Origin of the sequence: Shewanella goraebulensis (assembly GCF_030252245.1) — a bacterium.
In the GTDB taxonomy this organism is placed as follows: Bacteria; Pseudomonadota; Gammaproteobacteria; order Enterobacterales; family Shewanellaceae; genus Shewanella; species Shewanella goraebulensis.
In genome coordinates this window covers 4,472,457-4,491,197 of the sequence record NZ_CP126972.1, presented here as the reverse complement: position 1 = coordinate 4,491,197, position 18,741 = coordinate 4,472,457, and the positions used below count along the sequence as shown (strand labels likewise).

Annotated in this window: 4 protein-coding genes; all 4 read left to right on the top strand. The window is 40.8% G+C overall.

Translation table 11 applies throughout. From position 1 onward, the window contains the following. The gene (locus QPX86_RS18850; protein WP_285163554.1) at positions 1 to 4,962 is read left to right on the top strand and encodes an Eco57I restriction-modification methylase domain-containing protein; all 4,962 of its coding nucleotides are present in this window, start codon (positions 1 to 3) and stop codon (positions 4,960 to 4,962) included. Positions 4,963 to 5,055: 93 nt separating this feature from the next. After that, complete coding sequence (locus tag QPX86_RS18845) at positions 5,056 to 10,044, top strand: DUF3883 domain-containing protein (RefSeq protein ID WP_285163553.1); 4,989 nt, start codon at positions 5,056 to 5,058, stop codon at positions 10,042 to 10,044. Between the two features lie 11 nt (positions 10,045 to 10,055). Beyond that, entirely contained in the window at positions 10,056 to 16,517 is a 6,462-nt protein-coding gene (locus QPX86_RS18840; protein WP_285163552.1) for a DEAD/DEAH box helicase, read from the top strand. Between the two features lie 3 nt (positions 16,518 to 16,520). Next, positions 16,521 to 18,680, top strand: coding sequence for a UvrD-helicase domain-containing protein (locus QPX86_RS18835; protein ID WP_285163551.1), 2,160 nt, complete (start codon positions 16,521 to 16,523; stop codon positions 18,678 to 18,680). Positions 18,681 to 18,741 lie beyond the last annotated feature (61 nt).

The following is an 18,741-nucleotide window of genomic DNA, read 5'->3' as shown; positions in this document are numbered from 1 at the left end:
ATGGCACTAGTTGGTATTACAAACGAAAACGACTTTTACTCACACCACTACCTTAGTGAGCTCTTTGTTAACGATCTAAAAGATGTTCTCGAAAAGTGGCAGACGGCTGAAACAGAAACGCGAGAAGCGGAGCGTCTTGAAAAAGACCGTGGCGGTAACCCAAGCAAAGGATATCGTGCGCCAATTACTCGCTTAAATAGTTTCTCTGGCGAGTATTTCAGGTTACTCAATCAGCACCGAAAAGAGACCTCACGTACCAAGCGATTACTAAACCAACGTGCACGATGGGAGCCTATCTTCGCTGCTCTAGGCTATCAGTCAATTCAAGGTGATGTACTTAATCCAACTAAAGTGCTTATCGAAAATGGTGAGCTACCAGTGCTGGCTGCCTATGAAGACTCTCAAGGTGCACCACTGTTATGGATAGTTGAAGCGCACGACCTCTCAAATGAAGATTGTGCCGACCCATTGTCATTGCCATTACATGCAGATCAACTTAATCAAATAGATGAAGAACACCGTAAAGCGCTGACTAAAAATGCCCAAGGTGTCGAGTTAACCTGGCAAGAGATTTTATCTAAAAAAGTATTTAATGCAGAGGAACCCCCACGCTGGGTGATACTTTTAGGTAATCGACAGTGCTTACTACTTGACCGAACAAAGTGGGCGCAAAACCGATTACTACGTTTTGATATAGAAGAGATATTAGGCCGTAAAGAAGCTAACACAATCAAAGCGATGGCCGCTTTGCTGCATAAAGAGTCTATCTGTCCTGAGCAAGGTAGTAACCTGCTCGACACCCTTGATGAGTCATCACATAAACATGCTTTTGCAGTTTCTGAAGATCTTAAATATGCACTACGTGAATCTATTGAGCTACTAGGTGATGAAGCCTCAAACCAGCTCATTGAGAAAGGTTACACCTACTCAGGGGCTAACAACATTGATGCAGATCAGCTCTCAATGGAGTGCTTACGCTATATGTATCGCTTACTGTTTCTGTTTTATGTGGAAGCAAGGCCAGAGCTTCGTTACGCACCAATTAATTCAGACGTATATCTTAGGGGATACAGCTTAGAGTCGCTTCGTGAGCTTGAAATGGTGGATTTAACTACTGAAGAGTCCCGCCAGGGTAGGTATATCCACGACAGTTTGAAAATGTTGTTTAAGCTAGTGGCAAAGGGCTTTAATGGCCAAGAGAAGCGCAATCAAGATCAGATGTTCGAAGACGAAGGCTATGGCGGAATCGTCAATAGCTTCTCTATTCGTAAGCTTGAAAGCCATCTGTTTGATGATGACCGTATGCGTTATCTACGTAATATCGTTTTTCGTAATGAGACACTGCAGCGCGTTATTGAGCTTATGTCGCTCAGTAAAGAAAAAAATGGTACCGGTCGCAGTAAGCGACAGCGCCGTGGTCGTATCTCTTATGCACAACTGGGTATTAACCAATTAGGTGCAGTTTATGAAGCGCTACTTTCATACCGTGGTTTCTTCGCTCAAGACGATCTTTATGAAGTGAAAAAAGCGGGTGATAGTACCAATGAGCTGGAAACGGGCTATTTTATCTCAGGTGAAAAACTTCCTGAGTACACAGAAGATGAAAAGGTCTACCGTAAAGATGGCTCACTGGTTAAGCATCCCAAAGGTAGCTTTATCTATCGTATGGCAGGTAGAGATCGTGAAAAGTCAGCTTCATATTACACGCCAGAAGTGCTAACTAAGTCACTGGTTAAATATGCACTAAAAGAGCTCTACAAAGAGCAGCTAGATTCGATAACAGACTTACACCAACAGGCAGATAAAATCTTAAGCCTTAATGTATGTGAGCCAGCTATGGGTAGCGCGGCCTTCTTGAATGAAGCGATAAACCAACTCGCAGAAAAATACCTAGAGCTTAAGCAATTAGCAGAAGATAAGCGTATTCCGCAAGATGACTATACCCGCGAGTTGCAACGGGTAAAGATGTATATTGCCGATAATAATGTTTATGGGGTCGACCTGAACCCAGTTGCTGTTGAGCTTGCGGAAGTTTCGCTGTGGCTAAATGCCATCAGCGATGAAGCTTTTGTGCCTTGGTTTGGTTTCCAGCTATACAACGGTAACTCGCTTATTGGTGCGCGCCGTCAGCTATTTTCAACGGGTGACTTAAGCTATAGAAATGCTAAAGATCCAAGCTGGCTTAATATTGCGCCACAAAAGCAAGACTTCCATACACCATTAACAGCACATCAGGTGTATCACTTCCTACTGCCTGACAGTGGTATGGCAGACTACAAAGATAAAGTCGTTAAAGATTTAAAAACTGATGAAATCAAAGCCATTACTGAGTGGCGTAAAACCTTTACTAAGTCATTTACCGAACAAGACAAAATACAGTTAGTTGCGCTTTCAAAACAGATAGAATCATTGTGGGCCGATTGGGTAACAGAAAGCCGCAACTATCGCAGCCAAACCACTGACAGCTTAAAAGTGTGGCCACAGGTTGAGACCTCAACTCAAGCGAGCTCAACTAATTCAAAAGACAAGCAGCTACAACAAGCCAATAGCATTACTTACTTGAAGCTAAAAGCGGTAATGGATTATTGGTGTGCGTTATGGTTCTGGCCTATTGATAGCCATGCCAAGCTACCCACTCGTGAGCAATACCTGAATGATATTGCCTTGTTGCTTAAAGGGGCGGTAACTATTGAGCCTGTAGCAACAAGTGCCACTTCTCAATCAGATATGTTTGGTGAAATCGCTCAGCAAGGTGATTTATTGGCTGCGCCACAAGAGCACTCACTGTTCTCATTATCACGCAGTGGTGAAGTTGATAACACGTTGCTTTACCAGCATATACCTGTAATGCATTTAGTAGGTGAGCTAGCTAAGCAATACCGATTTTTTCATTGGGAGCTAGAATTTGCCGATATATTTAATGATAACGATGGGTTTGACCTGATCTTGGGTAATCCGCCATGGTTGAAAGTTGAGTGGCAAGAAAGAGGGGTAATAGGAGACTTTGAACCAAAGTTTGCACTTAAAAATATCTCCGCAAGTGATATTCCTTCGATTCGTAAGGAAGTATTAAGTGATAATAGTGCTTTAAGGTCGGCGTATTTTTCAGAGTATGAAAGTATTTCAGCAACTCAAAATTATCTAAATGCAATTGTTAACTTCTGTTTATTAGAAGGGCAGAAAGCGAATCTTTATAAGAACTTTGTTGTGTTGTCTTGGGAGTATACCAAAAAGTCTGGTATATCAGGTTTAATCCATCAGGAAGGTTTCTATGAAGCTAAAGGTGGTGAAAATGTTAGGGTCGAGGTTTATTCACGATTAAAAGCGCACTTTCATTTTATTAATGAGTTAAGACTTTTTTCTGATGTTCATCATGGAACACCGTATAGTATTAATATTTATGGTGATAGGGGGGCTTTGTCATTTATTAATATTGCTAACATATTCCACCCAAAAGCTATCGATGAGTGCTTTTCAGACTCAACAAATCAAATGGAGGGAGTAAAAGATAGTGAAGGTAAGTGGAGTGTAAAAGGTCATAAAGACAGGGTTGTATTAATTGATGAAACAGCGTTGGCGCTATTTTTTGAGATATTTGACAATGAATCTTTGAGTGTCAGGGGCTGTAGGCTTCCAACCATACACTCAGAAGTATTAAAGTTATCGTTGGTTAAATTTAGCCACCATAAGTTTAAAGTTAATGGTATTAAACCTGCAATAAATTTTTCACAACTGTTTGATGAAAATGCTTTTCAAAAATTAAACTTGATTAAAAAGGTAGTTGATTATAGGGCAGTTGATGAACTTAAGGTTCTATCAGGACCTAATATTTATCTAGCAAATCCGTTCTACAAACTACCAAGAGAAAATTATTCTAACTCAAGCCATTATGATGTTGTTGACTTGCTAAGCCTTGGCTCAAGCTTGCAGCCTAAAACATTGTTTACGGTCATAGACTCAAATGCACTTCTTGCTAAAATACCTCCGCATATTGGTGGAAGTGACTTTGCTTACTCTTATAGAGCAGCTTTTCGAGAGATGGTAAGTGAAAATTTAGAAAGAACTCTAGTGCCAGTAATTTTGCCACCAAGCTTTCTACATGTTAATACGATCATGTCAGTCGAGTTTAACTCTTTACACGATATGGCTTGCTTTGTTGCTTTTAGCTCATCAATTATTTGTGATTTTATTGTCAAGGCCACTGGGGTTGGTCATATCAAACCTTGGCTTATGAAGATGCTACCCTACAAAGCCAGTAATGAACGAATAAATAAGCACCTTAAGACTTGTGCATTAATATTAAATAGTTTAACTGAAGAGTATAGTGACCTTTGGCAATCTATATATCAAGATATGCCATTAGAAACAAATAGGTGGGCTAAATTAGATTCAAGATTAGATAATTCATTTTTCACCCAGCTAAGTGCGAATTGGGGAAGTCACAGTGCCTTACGTACGGACTATGAACGTCGCCAAGCTCTTGTGGAAATCGATGTGCTGGTAGCTATAGCGCTAGATATGACACTCGAAGAACTAAAAACTATCTATCGAGTGCAGTTTCCCGTTATGCGTCAGTATGAAGCCGATACCTGGTATGACCAAAATGGTCGTATTGTATTCACCTCATCAAAAGGCCTTATTGGTGTTGGCCTTGACCGCAAGTTTAAAAACAATGGTGGCTACTCTACGGCGGTGATGGACGGTGTACTGCTGAATAAAACCAGTGGCGAAGGTTCGAAAGGAGAACCTTGGTTTGATGGGGCTGCCAAACTTGGCTGGGAAGATATCGGCGAGCTTGAATCTGGTAGCGTGTTTAAAACCTTTATCGACGATACTATGCCTGATGGTCCAATCGAGCGCACCGTAGAGTATGTTGCACCGTTTGATAAGTGCGATCGCGAACTTGATTATGAAGAGGTTTGGGCTGAGTTCGAGCGGCGTTTTGCTGAGAAGAATAGTTAATATGACCAGTGATAGCATAATAAAACGAATTATCACCGCAGTTAAAAATGAACAGATTGAGCAAGTACTATTAATTTTAAGGATGAAATTTTAATGAGCTCACAAAAAGCAGAGTTACTCGCTTTTAGAAAGGACAAGTATCAGCTTGAAGAGGCGACAGGAAGAAGCCTGCTTCAAGAGGATGCTAAATCTGATCTGCACAATAGCGTGAATATTATTTCGGAGCAGCTGTACTCTAAAGATGTGCACTTTGTGTTTGAGCTTATTCAAAACGCGGAAGACAACCACTATGCAGATGGGGTTACCCCTAAGCTGCATTTTGAACTGTTGCAAGAGGACCCAACGGGTACCGAAGGCACCAACGGCTGCTTAGCTATTTTTAATAATGAGACTGGCTTTAATATCAAGAATATTAAAGCCGTATCCTCTATTGGTAAATCTACTAAAGCGGGCAGTAAAGATGCTGGCTATATCGGTGAGAAAGGCATTGGCTTTAAATCGGTCTTCAGCGTATCACCCAGTCCACATATCTTTTCAAACGGCTATCATTTTTTGTTTAAAGATAAGGATGAGGTTGCTGGGCTTGGTTATATCATTCCCTACTGGATAGATAATCTTCCTGCATTAGTGCAGGAAAGGTTAGCAACATACACTACCTGTATTTTATTACCCCTTCGCGCCGATAGTGAGCGAAGTATCCAGCAAAAAATCAGGCATGAGCTGAATAACCTTGATGCTTCGATACTACTTTTTTTGAATAAGCTTGATGAGCTAACCGTTCAGGTTGATGGCAAGCTGCGCCGTTATTCAAAGCAAGTAGATGGCAAAGTCACCACACTAGTTAATCAACAGGGAGATAGCTCTGTATCAACAGGCTATTTAGTGTCAAAAAAGTCAGTTGATGTGCCTGCTACTTTAACTGAAGTAAAGCGTGACGGCGTGGTAAAACGCGATCTCTGTATTGCTTTTAGAAAGGGATTAAAGCCCGAACAAAAGACAAATCATAAGCTCTATGCTTACCTGCCAACAGAGCTTAATACCGGGCTTGCATTTCTAGTTAATGCCGATTTTCTGCTTCCAGCCAGCCGAGAGTCGGTGTTAGTTGATAAGCAATGGAACCATTGGATGCGTGATGAAGTGGCAATTTTTGCCGCTGAAACATTAGCAGCGCTACTGAGAGAAAGTGATAGTGTTGAATATTTCTCTCAGATCCCACATCTAGATAATTGTTCTGAAGAGTTTCTTCAGCCAATTTTTGAAAAAATCATCGAAACACTTAAGCAAACAGCCTTTATCCCCTCTTTATCAGGATTAAAAAACTTACCTACTGATATATGTTTTGCAGATAAGACTGTAACTAATCTACTGACTCAATTAAACGGTGATGAAACTAAGCTTCCTGATAGAGTTATAGCTGTAATTGCTCATCCATATGAAAAGGCATTGAAGCAACTACACGACTGCCAACTCGATGCAGAGGAGATATTAAGTTACTTAAACGCTGCTCAAGTGGCGTTGACTGACTTACCTGAAATTTGGTTTGTTTCCATACTGCAATGGCTTTCCAAACAAGAGGATGAGTTTCATTGGAAAGAGGATGAAGATGGTGTAGAGCTCTTGCGTAAAGCCCCACTATTTATAACCGACCAAGGTGTTCTTTCCTTGCATGAACAGGTGTTATTTTTTTCATCGAATACCCATATAGAGTATCCGGTATTAATCACTCCTGAACATAAAACTAATCACGGTTTCATTTCGGCATCTTTTCAGAAATTATTACAAAAAGAAGCGGGCACACAAAGTTTTGTAAAAGAGTATTTTGACATTGAAACCTTAAGTCAGGGTGAGTATCTAGAGAAGGTAGCACTGCCATTTTGTGAGGAGCACTGGCAAGAAATTGAGCCCGAATCACTTTGGATATTGAACAGTTTTGTCGCTCATCACTGGTTCAGTATAAATGATTATGCCAAGAGCTTACTAAATGAAAACCTGCCATTTAAAAATCAAGCTGGAGACTTTGAGCTAAAAGGGAAGAGGCAGTTAGTCACACCTGAAGATGATGAACGCTCTTTTATTTGGCAAGCTGTTTTTAATAAAGATGAGCAAAATCATTTTCTAATATTATCGAATGACTATTTAGAGCTGTTTGAAAAGTTTGAAAAGCTAGATAAAGACGGTTTTTACTCAACTATTGGGATATCTTCAACCCCACTGCCAGAGGTTGTAAAAGTAACAAAGCAATATCGTCATGGTGCTATCCAGTTAGTTGCAAGCGACTTCACCGAAAGTTACTTATCTTATTTGTGCAATATAATTGATCAAATAGATTCTACTGGTGTGATTAGTGCCGAATGCTACAAATTGCCTGCAATTTGTCATACTCCTAATGAGTTTTTAAATGAAGCATCACGTAAGGCTTTTCTTTATTGGCTTGTCGAAGTGGAAGGTAGGTTGTTTAGCTCTGTTTTTATTAGGTATTATTATCGAACTAATTACTGCAAGAGAGTTGAAAGTGAGCTTCATCGCTGGTTAAAGCAAACCAAATGGCTACCAACACAAAATGGAATAAAGCGTCCTGAGGAGACGTTTGTTGCTAGCCAAGGAAGTCGCGAGTTGTATGGAAATGCGGTAAGCTTTCTTGATGATGATTTTACGTTGACACCTTCATTATCCGAGAAGTTAGGCGTTGCATCTGAAGTCAACACGGAAACAGTGTTAAAGGTTCTCAGAAGCTGGTCAGATCATAACGAAAAAATAAGTATTGATGATGTTATAAAGCTTTATAACCGGTTATCAGATACAGGATCTGATCTTAAAAGTTTATTTGCAAATGAAGCACTGATTTATTGCCCCTCTGGTGAGCGTAATTGGTGTAAATCTAGTAAAGCTATTTGGAAGTCTCAAAAAGAGGTGCTAGGTGACCTGTTCCATTGGCTATCAGATGTTTACCCTGACTATAAAATGTCATTTTGGCTAAATACCATCAATGTGTCACTGCATCCTGCTCCTAAAAGTTTTGCTGATGCATGGCTGCATCTTCAGACTTTACCTGTCAAAGATAAAGACAAAAGCAGACATGTGAGAAATAAGTTGGCTGCAATTTATGAACGGCTAATTTCATATATAAAAATGACAGGCAGTAATAACTCTGAGCCATGGTTTGATGAGTTTGTAGATAAGGCACTTTGTTTTACACAAAATTACCAGTGGGAAAGTAGGTTTACAACTTATATTAGTGATGACCGAAGAGTTGCAAAGCTCTTCGAGAATAAGGTCGAATTTTTCTGGCGAACTCGAGGTAAAACTCATTCAGACTTTATGCCACTGTATGATGCACTGCGCTTAAAGGGTGTGAGTGAAGAGGTTTATCGTGAAATTAAGTTAGATACTGAAAACCTGATCCCCCCAAGTGAACAGATATTAACCAATCACAGTCGCCTCTTGCTTGCATATTACTATAAGCAATTTATTTCAAAGTCAGGAACGTTGGCCGAAGATTGGTTTAACAAACCAGAAATCTTTGATCTGCTTACAGTTACTGAATACTGCACTACATCGAATATTCCTGTGAAGTATGAGCTCAATGACCGTATCGCTTATGATTCCGTTGAAGTTTTGTTCGATGATGAAAAAGGTGTCTTAGTTTACAACACTGAGGGTAAGGATAGCGAAGATTTAGTCGATGACTTAGCTGAAGAGATTAGTAAGCTGATTGTTACTAAAGCGTTTATAGAAGAGCAAGATCATATCCGCCCGCTTTTGAATGTGAACAGCGCTCGACGTTTTAATAAGCGCATTGAGAAAAAGCATTGGGAGAGTGTTTTAACTAAAGAAGAGATTAGAATAATTAACTCACTAAAGCGCCCTGAAGCTGAAAGTGACTCATCGTCTACAAGTGATACAGAAACTAATAAAGAGGGGGCTGCGACTGATAAAGGTAGCTTCAGCGGTTCTGATGATACTAGAGACGGAATCCAAGCGGGAGATTCAAGTGGGGCAGGCCCTTCCAAAAGAGCTGGCAACAAAGATTCAGACTCTGTCGCACGGGCGGGTAGCTCCAATGGTGCAGGCTCAGGTACAGGAGCTGGTAGTTCTAATGGCACAGGCTCCAGAACAGGAGCAGGTGGCAAAGCTTCAGGCGCTGGTGCAGGGGCGGGTAACTCCAATAATACAGACTCTGGTACGGGCCGTTCTTATGGTTCAGGTACAGGTAGTTCTAATCGTTCCACTACAGGTACTGAACGCTCCAACGCCTCCGGTTCATTTACTGATAATAGGAGTCATTCGGACCAAGATAATAATGATACAAACTCTCGGTCCCCTAACTATCGAATGGTTAGCTATGTAGAGAATAGAGCCCTCGAGCCAAATGATGATAATGAACCTGCTAAGAAACAGCGTGCAAAGAAAATTGGCGATAAAGCGGAGGCTCTAGTTGCTCAATACTTGCAGCAAGAGGGCTTTGGCGTTGAGCACCTAGGTGGCAATAATCCAGGTTTTGATATTCGTGCAACAGATCCCACAACTGGTGAGGTTTTTTTAGTTGAAGTAAAGGGGATGCTTGGAAATTGGAACCTGATGGGGCTTGCGCTCTCAAAAACTCAAATGCAGAAATGCCAAGAGTATGGTGATAGTTATTGGTTGATCGTGGTCGAAAATTTAGTGAATAAGCCCTATTTACATAAGTTAATTAATCCAGCTGCTCTAATTGATGTTTATTGTTTTGACTCCAATTGGAAGCATGTTGCCGAAGAGAGTATTGCGCTTAATAACATCGATGACAGCATAGACTTGAAAGTATTATCTAACTTTTCAAATGATGATGACATTATAGATGATGGTTTCTTCTATTGTGAGAAGCATAAAGAGTTGTATTTTAAGTGTTCTGAACTTGATATTGGCGCACCTGATGTTGGTTTTGAGCTACAAGACCCCTACGCAAAAATAGTGTGTGAATTAGAGTTAGCTTGGCCTAAGCATAAAAAAGGCGTGTATACAGCTGAGCAGAAGCCTAGTTTTGATGGCTGGGAATTTAAAACTGTAGATGAGGCTCTGACTGAGCTTAGCTGGTTAGAAGTTTAAAAGGAATAATAATGCATCCGTCGATCATTAGTCAGCAAGTAATTGAAAGTATAAAGAAGTATGTCAAGTCTGCATTCACCATGAATAGCCCTTGTTTTGAGCAAGATGACTACTCGATGATGGATACGTTTATCAATGACAAAAATAACCTGCTTAAAGGCCCTTACCTTTCTGTTCAGTTACCGTTTCGTCAAAGTGATGTTTCACTTCAATTTTTTAAGCACTTTGACCTGCCGTTTCGTCCGTATGCACACCAAGCCATAGCTTATAAGCGTTTAAGCAAGGCACAGCCGCAGTCAACGCTGGTTGCAACAGGAACAGGTTCAGGTAAAACAGAGTGTTTTTTATACCCAATCGTTAATGCTTGTGCAGGTAGTGAGCTTAAAGGGGTGAAGGCGATTATTATCTATCCGATGAATGCCTTGGCAACAGATCAAGCTAAGCGTTTTGCAGAAGTGATAGATAGCAACACTGGCCTGAAAGGTAAGGTTAATGTTGGTTTATTTGTGGGGGGGGAACAAGGTGAGCAAGCTAGTCAAGCGATGAGCGCCGATCAAGTCATCACCTGTAAAGAGCACCTAAGAAACAATCCACCTGATATTTTACTTACCAACTATAAAATGTTGGATTACTTACTGATGCGCCCCGAAGATCAATCTTTGTGGCAATATAATCAGCCTGGTACGTTGCAGTACTTAGTGGTGGATGAGTTACACACTTTTGATGGTGCGCAAGGCTCAGATTTAGCGTGTTTGGTGAGAAGGTTAAAGTACCACCTTGGAGTCGAAAACAGTAGTTTCGCTTGTGTGGGGACGTCAGCCACTGTTGGTGATGAACTTGCGCCACTACTCGAGTATGCCGGTAACATCTTTGATACCAACTTAGACGATGATTCAGTGGTGAAAGAGGATCGCTATAATCATGATGAGTATCTAGAGAGCAGCAAGGTTAACTATTTTGCATATCCATCATCTGATGAACTTGACGACTTAGCCTATGGCATGTTTGTTAATGAAGCGGCCTATATTAATAAGCAGATCAGCCTTTGGTTTTCTGCTGAAGAGCTTGCTAATAACCTAGATGCACCTGAACATGCCGAGCTAATCAGCATTGAAATTCCTGATGATATTGACAGTGATGAAGGGAGAAGATTGAGAATATTGCTTGGGGAAGCCATTAAGTCACATCGATTTTTTAATACGTTGCTTAAGATGCTTGATGGTCGATTAAAGAATCTTAGTTCATTAACTTCTGAAGTTGGACCAGCCTTTGCTATTTCAGTTGAGGATGCTGAGCGAGTTATTCAAAGTTTCGTTAGCTTGATATCTATTGCACGTGAGGCTGTTGTTGAGGAGCCTAGTGTCAAACGTGAGAGAGAGGAAAAAGGTAAAGCTCGCCCTGTTCTCCCACTTTTAAATGTTCGTCACCAGCTATGGCTACGAGAGCTTCGCCGCTTGGTTGCAAGTGTTGATGCACATCCACAATTAAGCTTTGGTGATGATATTGCCTATGATAGTGAACAGCACTTTTTACCTGTAATTAATTGCCGTGATTGCCACATAACTGGGTGGGGCACCTTCTTTAAGGGGCATCATGAAGAACCTGAAACTGAATTGGATGTGTTCTATCGGTTGTTCTTCGGTAAAAACCATAGTGTTCGAATTTTATTTCCATTGAAAGAGAAGTTGGACCCGCCAACAAATGCTAGAGTTCGCCGCGTATGTAGTGACTGTTTGACGCTTAATGCTGATTCGGCAAATGAGTGCGATCATTGTGAGCGTGAGAATTTAATCCGCGTATTCATACCTGATTTGATATCAACAAGTGATGCAGCTGGTCCAAAATTTAAAAACGTTTGCCCCTGTTGCCACACAAAAAATGGTTTATCAATTATTGGTGCTCAATCGGCAACACTTTCGAGTGTGGCAATTAATCAAATTTATTCCAGTAGATATAACGAAAACAAAAAACTAATCACTTTTTCCGACTCTGTCCAAGATGCCGCCCATAGAGCTGGCTTTTTCTCTGCACGTACTTGGCCATTAATGGTGAGAGGTCATATCGGTTCTGTCGCTCAACAATGTAATGGTCAAACGCTTGTAGACTTTGCAAACCAAGTAGTAAAGGAGGCTCAGGCACAATCAGGATCACATGAAGCCTTTGTCGCAAACTTTATAGCCCCCAATATGGAGTGGTTAACTGACTACAGATTATTGGTTGAGGAAGGTGAGTCTGGAACTTTACCCGCTGGAAGTAACTTACCTGAGTTGGTCGCAAAGCGTCTTAACTGGGAGGTATTTAGTGAGTTGGGTTTACGTGCAACAATTGGTCGAACATTAGAGCGTGCCCACGAAGTGACAATAGATGCGTGTGACGATGATTTCTTTGAGGCGGCATCTAGATTACATGCTCAGCTTACAGAGGAACTTGGTAGTGAGTTTTTAGGCATTACCGATAGGGATATACACCACTTTATGCTTGGGGTTTTGAATCGAATGCGCCATAAGGGCGCCGTTGCCCATGATGCTCTTAAGCGGTTAATAGAAGATGGTGGTGAGACATTTAAATTAACTCGAATCGATAAGCCAACCAAGTTTTATATGCCTAACTGGGGTAATAAAACTCGAACACCTTCATTTCTGACCTTTGGTAAAAATAGTAAATTCGACGCGCTACTAGGGTCAAAAGCTAGACCTAGTTGGCATCAACAGTGGGTTACGAAGTGCTTTACTAAAGATAGCAACCTAATGATAAATAGCCATACAGTCACTATTTATCACGCCATGATGATGGCGCTGAGAAGCGTTGGCACTGTGGAACGTTTTGATTCACGTGGTGATACCGTATGGGGACTAGAACCAAGTGCCTTGAGTATAACGCTCAATACTGCTGTTTTAGGTTGTGATTGCTGCAGCCAAACAATGGTAATTCCAGCCCAGGTTGAGGATTACTACTTAGACATGCCATGTAGTATCGATTCCTGCATTGGCCGTATGTCGGTAGTTAAACCAAGAGTTGAACAGGAGTTGTCCTTAGCTCAAGTTCATAGAGTCAATGCTGCAGAGCATACAGGGCTGCTAGAAAGGACAGCTAGAGAGCAAACCGAAAATTCCTTCATGAAAGGAAAGAAAAGCTGGTCAGTTAATTTGTTATCCGCAACACCAACCTTAGAGATGGGAATCGATATTGGAGGGTTATCTTCAGTACTGTTGTGCTCAGTTCCACCGGCGCAAGCTAATTACTTGCAGCGTATTGGTCGTGCAGGCCGTAAAGATGGTAACGCATTTAACTTAACAGTAGCGGAAGGTAATCCACACGATCTCTATTTTTATCAAGAGCCTTTAGAGATGATGGCTGGTAATGTTGCCGCCCCTGGAGTCTTTTTAGATGCATCAGCCATTCTTGAACGTCAATTGACCGCATTTTGTATGGATAGATGGATTAAGACAGGTGTCGGACCTGAAGTTATTGGCAAGAATGTTAAGAGCATGCTTGATGCCACAGAGGCAAATAAACAGGACCGCTACCCATACAACTTTTTGACGTTTGTAGAAAGTCATAAGAAATCACTCTTTGACCAATTTACTAGCATTTTTGCTTCAATTTCTGATAGCTCTAAGCAAAAGTTAGATCTGTTTATTTTAGGTAGTGAGCAAGAGTACAGCCTAGCGGGTAAGATTGAGAGCTCACTTCGACTACTAGTGAAGGATAGAAAATCCTTGAAGACTAGAGCGGATAAGCTAAAAAGGCAGATTGATAAGTTGAATCAATCACCTGTTAGGGATCTTAATTTTCAAGAAACTATGGATGAACTTGAAAATGAGCGTCATGCACTACTAGCCTTGGTCAGAGAGATTAACAAAAAGAAAACGTTAAACTTTATGACTGATGAAGGGTTACTACCTAACTATGCCTTCCCTGAGGCTGGGGTTACGCTTCGTTCTGTTTTATGGCGTAAACAGGAGTCGGTTCAAGGTGATGATGGTGAAAGCAAGTATGTGACTAGCACATTTGAATATGAGCGTCCTGCAGCATCTGCAATCGCAGAGCTAGCACCGACAAACCACTTTTATGCTGGTGGACATAAGGTTGAAATTGAGCAAATTGACATGAAGGTTTCTGAGCCTGAAACATGGAGAGTTTGTAGCCATTGTAATCACAGTGAACAATTAGAAGCTGATCAACACACTGTTTGCCCTAATTGTGAGCACCCTTCTTGGGGGGACCCAGACCGTAAGATGCAGATGCTCAAGTTGCGTCAAGTCTACGCTAGGTCAAGTGCACGTGATGCTAAGATATCTGATGATGCGGATACTAGGCAACCTGCTTTCTTTCAGCGTCAAATGTTGGTGTCGTTTAAGAAAGAAGATGTGAATTACGCTTACCAAGTTGAGAATGAAGATGTCCCTTTTGGCTTTGAGTATTTAAGCCGAGTATCCTTACGTGATATTAACTTTGGTAGTGCGAGTGAAGAGGGAGAAGAGTTCTACGTAGCTGGTGAGCGTAAGCAGAAGACTGGATTTAAGGTTTGTAAAGATTGCGGTAAGGTATGGAAAGAGAAAGACTTTAAACATGATATAGCTTGTAAGTATCGTTCGGGCGATACAGAAGCAGAGTTCGAAGACTTTTTGTATCTTTATCGTCATCTAGAATCTGAAGCTATCCGTATTTTATTGCCTGTTAGTAATCAAGTTGCTGGTAAAGTTACAGAGTCATCACTAAGTGCTGCACTGCAATTAGGAATGAAGCTCTACTTTAAAGGTAGCGTAGACCACCTGAGAGGCGCTATTTACAAAGAACCAGAAGATGCTGGGGAGAGCTATCGGTATTACCTTGTAATTTATGATTCAATTCCTGGTGGAACCGGAGCATTAAAGCAGATGATGCAGGAGCCTGAAAACTTGCTGAGTTTGTTGCGTCAAACACTAAAGCATATAGAGTCTTGTGATTGCGTCATTGAGGGGAAAGATGGCTGTTATAAGTGTGTTTATGCTTACCGTGATCGTGGGCGCATGAATGCCATTTCAAGAGAGCGGGCTGAGAGTTTACTTAAGTCTATTGTAGATACGGGAAGCAAGCTAAAGCTAATTACCTCGTTATCCAATATTTCAATTCAGTCCTTATCTGATTCAGAGCTAGAAGATCTGTTTATTGACACTTTGTCCAAGTCTGTCCGTGATTTTGTTTTTTCTAAAGACTATGTGATGGGGAAGGCGGGGTGGTCTCTATCGTCTAAGAAAGACCCTAAGACATCGTGGCATATGTTGCAACACGTTCATCTAGGCCCTAGTGATGGTGTGTTAATAGATACAGAAGCTGATTTTGTATTGTATCCATCTGATCGCTCTATGAACGTAAAACCTATTGCAATTTATTTAGATGGATATCAATACCATTACAAGATTGTTGAGGATGATGTAAGAAAGAGAGCCGCCATACTAGATAGTGGAAGGTATCATGTATGGACACTCGGGTGGGATGATTTAACTAAAGAAGACTCTGCCAATTTTATTGAGTATTTTGGGTTACATAGAAAGGAGCTTCAGCAGAAAAAAGATCTCTATCCTAAGTTTTTAGATAGAAATTATCAGACTCTTCGAGTGCAGTATGAAAACCAAAACAATTGGTCACTCTTAAAGGAATGGTTGCACCAACCTGAGAAGGTATCAGCCGAATATCAACAAGCATCATTTGCCAATTGCTTTTATTGGCTTGGCCTTCAGGATTCGAGAGATGCTGCTATCAAGAGTCGCTTTGAGTATGAAATGAAGGAGAATTCATCAGATGAGCGGTATAAAGAACTTTGTTTAGCTCAACCATATTTCTTTGGTGGATTGCTTGATGCCGTTAGAACTTCGACACAGTTAGTTGAAATTGCCTCTGTTATGCCGGTTGAACCATTTATGAATGTAATAGCGGGTAAAGTGCAAGAGCAAACAAATTACGAATATATGGAACGATCTACTCGTTTACATATTAGCTTCGATGACCGTTTTACAGATGAAGATGGATATCAGTCTGCATTGTTTGGTTTTTGGAAGATTGTGAATTTAGCCCAATTCATGTCTGACTTCTCATTCACCTCAAGAAAGGCACTTTTAGAGCAAGTTTCAACTTCTATTGAAGATGTTTCAGTTGATGCATCTAGCGGCGAAGAGCTAGCTTCGTCGCCATTAATGAGTACTCGCCCACCAGTGTGGGGCGAAATTATTGAATTAGAGCTGCTTGAGGAGTCTGAGATTGATTTGATGATCTCATTAGGTATTGATGTCCCTGAAATCGGATACCCTGTGACAAGTGATATAGGCGAGCTGATCGGTGAGGCTGAACTAGCTTGGCCTAAAGTTAAAGTAGCCTTACTACCTAGCTATATGGAAGATAAGAGTCAGATATTTAAACAACTAGGTTGGAAGTTTATCGTTGGCGAAATAGGTGAACAAACTTTAACGCAATTAAAAGAATTAATGGAGTAAGACATGACTGCTGTTGAAATGCCAAAGGTTGCTATTGCAGGAGATTTTCTATCTGCTTTTGCCAAAATACCTAAAAAACAACAAAAGAAAGTACAAGAGTTCATCAGTAAATTTCGTCAAAACCCGACCAGTACTGGTATTAATTATGAAAAAATAGTTAACGCAAAAAGTAAAGGCGTTCACTCTGTTAGGATCGATCAAGCTTACAGGGGAATTGTATTTAAGCCTGAAAAGGGCAATGTTTATATGCTGATGTGGGTGGATAGGCATGATGATGCTTACACTTGGGCCGAGCGACATGAATGCATGATTCACCCATCAACAGGTGGCATACAGATTGTCGATGTTAGCCATGTTGAAGCTAAAGAACCTGAACAACCACATATTTCAAAATCCGTTAAACATGCGTTGTTTAAAGAGTATTCGTCCGAGCAAATCTCAGCTCTTGGTGTGCCTGAAAGCTTTTTAAGTGCAGTATTAGCTGTAACATCAGAAGCTGAATTAGAACGTTTAGAGTCTAGGTTACCCGTTGAAGCGTATGAACCGCTTTATCTACTTTCAACAGGTGAAGATTATGATGAGGTTGTTGCTTCTTACAATGATGCAACTGATGAGGTAATTGATACTGAAGATTTTGCTGCTGCATTAGATAGAGCGTCAACACAGCGTAACTTTAAATTAGTTACTGACGATCTTGAGTTACAAAAGATGCTTAATGCCCCATTAGAAAAATGGAGAGTATTTTTGCATCCCTGCCAGCAAAAACTAGTTTCAAAAGAAGCAAAGGGCCCTATTCGTGTTCTAGGTGGTGCTGGAACAGGTAAAACAGTTGTTGCTATGCACCGTGCTGTGTATTTGGCGCAGCAACTATCAGGTGCTGAACAATCTAAGGTTTTACTGACCACCTTTACAAAAAACTTGGCTTCTGATATTGAGGCTAACTTATGTAAAATAGCTTCTGAAGATGAGCTTAGCCGTATTGAGGTTACCAATATTGATGGCTGGGTTACTCGTTTTCTAAAGCGATTTAATTATGATTTTAAAGTCGTTTATGAAAATGATGAAACAAGGAGGAAGTGCTGGAATTATGCTTTGGATCAGGCTCCTTCATCACTCGGGTATCAAGATTCATTTTATGAGGAAGAGTGGCGGCATATCGTCCAATTGAATGATATCAAGTCAAAAGCTGAGTACTTTCATGTAAGCAGGTTAGGGAGAGGAACTGCTCTGAGCCGAATGGAACGAGCAAAAGTTTGGCCGGTATTTGAAGAGTTTCGTAATCAAATGAATCGTCATCGTATAAGAGATATGAATGATGCAATGTTAGATGCTACTAAGATAATTCAGAAACAAAACATTTCACTTCCGTACAGCTCGGTCGTTGTTGATGAAGGGCAAGATATAGGACGTCAAGCATTTATGCTTTTAAGGGCGTTGGTTCCAGAGCAAAATAACGACATGTTTATTGTTGGTGATGGTCACCAGCGTATTTACAGAAACAAAGTAGTTTTAGGCCAGTGTGGTATAAATGTTCGTGGTCGTCGCTCTCAAAAGTTAAGAATCAACTATCGAACAACTGAAGAGACTCGCCGTTTTGCTACGGCCATACTACAAGATGTAAAAGTTGATGACTTAGATGGCGAAATGGACAAGTCGACAGATTACCTATCGCTATACCATGGCGAGAAGCCGATAGTTAGCATGAATAAGGACTTTGAGTCAGAGCTCCAATTCATTAAAAATAATATCGATAACCTAATTGCTCAAGATGTTGAGTTAAAAGATATTTGTCTGGTAGGTCGTACTAACTATGTTAGGGATAATTATGCTAAAAGCTTAAATGAGCTGGGTATTGATACTTATGCTCTATCGGCTAATAACTCTGATGGGAGCAAGCCGGGTCTGCGTGTAGCGACGATGCATAGAGTTAAAGGTTTAGAGTTTAAGTATATTTTCATTGCAGCTGTAAATGACGGAGTTATTCCGCTTTGCAAGGTAAATACAAATGATCCTGTTGAAAGTAGAGATTATGACTTTAATGAGCGGGCATTGCTGCATGTGGCAGCTACCCGTGCGATTACGGGGTTGTTTGTAACTTCGTCAGGCAGCCCAAGTCCATACATCAGGTCTTTTGGAAGTAATGATATTATGACCGCTCATTGATGAGATTTAGTCATTTTTCATGAAGAATAATAGAACCTACTTTTTAGTTTGCTATATTCAT

What these genes read in the sequence shown, in the direction of transcription:
- QPX86_RS18850 (WP_285163554.1), top strand. Translation starts at nt 1, where the DNA reads ATGGCACTAGTTGGTATTACAAACGAAAACGACTTTTACTCACACCAC.
- QPX86_RS18840 (WP_285163552.1), top strand. Translation starts at nt 10,056, where the DNA reads ATGCATCCGTCGATCATTAGTCAGCAAGTAATTGAAAGTATAAAGAAG.
- QPX86_RS18835 (WP_285163551.1), top strand. Translation starts at nt 16,521, where the DNA reads ATGACTGCTGTTGAAATGCCAAAGGTTGCTATTGCAGGAGATTTTCTA.
- QPX86_RS18845 (WP_285163553.1), top strand. Translation starts at nt 5,056, where the DNA reads ATGAGCTCACAAAAAGCAGAGTTACTCGCTTTTAGAAAGGACAAGTAT.